At 73.3% G+C, this 1,702-nt stretch carries 2 protein-coding genes; both read right to left on the bottom strand.

Going from position 1 to position 1,702, the window contains the following annotated elements; genetic code table 11:
- Positions 1–749 (bottom strand): inositol monophosphatase (locus ABZS66_RS61595; protein WP_354774258.1); only part of this gene is annotated, 749 nt, incomplete at its 3' end.
- 443 nt (positions 750–1,192) lie between these two features.
- Positions 1,193–1,573 (bottom strand): peptidoglycan-binding domain-containing protein, encoded by a 381-nt coding sequence (locus ABZS66_RS61590; protein ID WP_354774256.1) that lies wholly within the window; start codon positions 1,571–1,573, stop codon positions 1,193–1,195.
- Between the last annotated feature and the right edge of the window lie 129 nt (positions 1,574–1,702).

Genomic DNA, 1,702 nt, shown 5'->3' with positions numbered 1-1,702 from the left:
GCGTGGGCGCGCTCGTCGGCCGCCGCGATCAGGCCGTGCGCCCCGGCGCCGACCGGCTCGCCGCGCAGCCCGGTGAGCACGCACCCGGCGGCCCGGCACACCGCGAGCCCGGCGGCGAAGTGGACGTCGTCGCGCAGGTCACGGTCGATGACGTACACCGCCCGCCGCCCCGCGGCCACCCACAGCAGGCCCAGCGAGGTCGACAGCACCCGCGGCCGGAAGTCCGCCCGGAACGACGGGTCGAGCAGCAGCCGCTCCGCGCGGAACCCGGGCGCGTTCGGGGTCGGCGGGTCGACGTCGACCTCGGCCAGGGCCGACCCGGCGTCGGGGACCAGGGGCTCGTCCCGCCCGTCCCGCCGCAGGTACGCCCCGTCGCCGGCGGTCCAGAACACCTCGCCCGCGAACGGGTCGGCGGTGGCCGCGGCCGTGAGCCCGCCGGGGGTCCGCAGCGCGACGTTGACCGCCACGAGCGGCGTGCGGGCGGCGAAGTTCAGCGTCCCGCAGAGCGGGTCGACGAGCCAGGTCCGCGGCGCGTCCCCGGTCGACCCGGTCTCCTCCCCCAGGAACCCGTCCGCGGGCCGCGCCTCGCGCAGCACGGCGTGGATCGCCTGCTCCGCCTCGATGTCGGCCGCCGTGGCGAAGTCCCCGCCACCCTTGCCGAACCGCTCCAGCGCCGTGCCGTACCGCGCCCGCACCACCGCCGCACCGGCCTCAGCCGCCGCGACCGCCAACTCCCCGTCCGTGATCACGGCCCCGAGCCTACCGGCGCCGCAGATCGTTACGTCGGCGTGCTCGCCGGGACGGCCGACAGCCCTGATGATCATCGGTCATGAGCAGGCCGGCCGGCTGGATCCGGGCCACGACGTACGCGACCGTGGCACTGACCGTCGTCGCGTGTGGCGACCTCGTCAACCACGACGACGAGCGCCCGACCCGCCGCGTGCCGGTGGCGGCGCTGTACGTCGACGACGGTCACCCCACCGTCCTGCTCGCGCCGTGCGAACACAACCGCGTGATCGGCCTGACAGTCAGCGACGGCGTGCGGAAGCTCTGGTCGGTCCACGACGGCGACCCACCAGACCCGGCGACGACCGTGCGGATCTTCGTTGTGCCGACCGGCTGGAAGTTGGACAAGGTCAGCGCCCCCGACTTCACCGCAATCGCGCCGGACCGCACCTACTACCTGTTCGCGTCACTGTCCTCCGGCCTGGAACGCTCGACCAACGACTTGGCGGTGGACGTCACGTTCACCCTGGCCGACCTGACCGCGCTGCGCCCGGACCAGGTGTGGACGGCGAGCAGCACGACCGCCGCTGGCGATGCCACGCGAACAGTTCCAGCGCATCGCGTCGGGACCGTGCGGCAGCTGACCGTATGCCCGATCGCGCATCCGGCTCAGCCGAGATCGGCCCGCGGTCCGGGATCGCCACGGTCGGCGGCGCGGGCCAGGATCGTGGCGGTCCCGGCCGCGTCGCGCGGGTCGGGGACCGACGACACCATCGACGGTCAGCCCGAAGAACTTCTGGAAGTTCCGGATCGCCCGGGTCGTCGCCCCGCCATACTTACCGTCCACGGGCAAGGCTGGCCCGCGGTGACGTTGTAGGCCCACTGGACGCACGCCGTGCCGGCACTCCAGGTGCTGCTCGACTTAGTACTGCAACGACAGGTTGTGATATAGAGCGGCGTTGTGATATTTGATCGT

Source organism: Dactylosporangium sp. NPDC005572 (assembly GCF_040605515.1).
GTDB lineage: Bacteria > Actinomycetota > Actinomycetes > Mycobacteriales > Micromonosporaceae > Dactylosporangium.
Note: the sequence above shows the minus strand (reverse complement) of the source record. Positions and strands in the feature narration are given on the sequence as shown.